The sequence below is a fragment of the Bradyrhizobium sp. LHD-71 genome (assembly GCF_031157255.1).
Taxonomy (GTDB): Bacteria; Pseudomonadota; Alphaproteobacteria; order Rhizobiales; family Xanthobacteraceae; genus P52-10.
The window spans coordinates 1-1299 of the sequence record NZ_JAVIFX010000070.1; the positions used below are offsets into that span (position 1 = coordinate 1).

The window sequence follows — 1299 nt, forward strand, 5'->3', positions numbered from 1 at the left end:
TGACCTTCGGCAACTGATTTGTGCCTTTCAGCCGCCGCCAGGTCTTTGATGCGGCGCAGAGCAGCTTGAACACCATCAACTTGGCAGTCGTTGACGATAACGAACCTTTCGTGCGCACCGTTCTGTGCCGGACCGTCGCGAACACGCTTTCGATGGGATTCGTCGTCCGCAAGTGGTCCCAATGCTCGGCGGGGAATTCGTAGAACGCAAGCATTGCGTCGCGATCTTTCGTCAGGCACTCGACCGCCTTGTCGTACTTCGCTCCGTATTTCTCGGCAAAGACATCGATCGCCACTTCGGCCGAAGCTCGGTTGGACGCCAAATAGACCTCGCGCAGATCCTTCTTCATGCTGGCCTGTACCGACACTGCGACTTTGTTCAAGATATTCGCGGTTTTGTGCACCCAGCACCGCTGATGTCGCGTGGCGGGAAAGACCTCGTCGAGCGCCTTCCAGAAGCCGAGCGCGCCGTCACCGACGGCGATTTCCGGGGCGATCTTCAGCCCACGGGTTTTCGCCTCGACGAGCAGTTCGTGCCAGCTCTGCGTGCTCTCGCGCACGCCGACCTGGAAGCCGATGAGTTCCTTCTTGCCTTCCGGCGTCGCGCCGATCAGCACCAGCATGCATTCGCTGTGGTCTTCCATGCGAGCCTGCAGGAAGACGCCGTCCGCCCACACGTATACGTACCGGCGCGCCGACAGATCGCGCTTCTGCCAACGCTCGTACTCGAGCTGCCACTCCGTCGTCAGTCTGGAAACCACCGCCGGAGAAAGATTCGGCGCATCCTTGCCCAGGAGCGCCGCCAGCGCCTCCTGGAAGTCGCCCGTCGAGATGCCTCGCAGGTACAGAACCGGCAAAAGTGCATCCAAGCTCTTCGTGCGCCGTGCCCACAACGGCAGGATCGCCGAGGTGAAGCGGATCCGCTCGCCATCGCTGGTCACCGCGCGATCGCGAATCTTTACCCGGGCGACTTCGACGGCGCCGATCCCCGTCTGGATCGTCCGCACTGGACCATGGCCGTGCCGCACGAGGCGGTCGCGGCCATCGGGAAGCTTCAAGCCCTTCATCGCGGCGAGAAACGCCTCGGCTTCCATCTCGACAGCCTGCGCAAGCAGCTGCCGAGCACCAGATCGCAAAATATTCGTCAGTGGATCGTCGATCTCATCGGGCTGACGCAGTGGGACAATGTTGCTATGCTCGTTCATGGCGTATCGCTCTCCTTGAGGTTCTGGCAGGCTCGACACCCGCCTCGATACGCCGCCTATCTCATTCCGTCATCACCCAGTTTCCCGCATAGCTC

1 pseudogene is annotated in these 1299 nt (G+C 61.4%); it reads right to left on the bottom strand.

Annotation, left to right across the window (positions count from 1 at the left end):
* Positions 1–1253, bottom strand: a pseudogene (locus RCO31_RS34565) (IS256 family transposase); the annotation flags it as partial.
* Positions 1254–1299 lie beyond the last annotated feature (46 nt).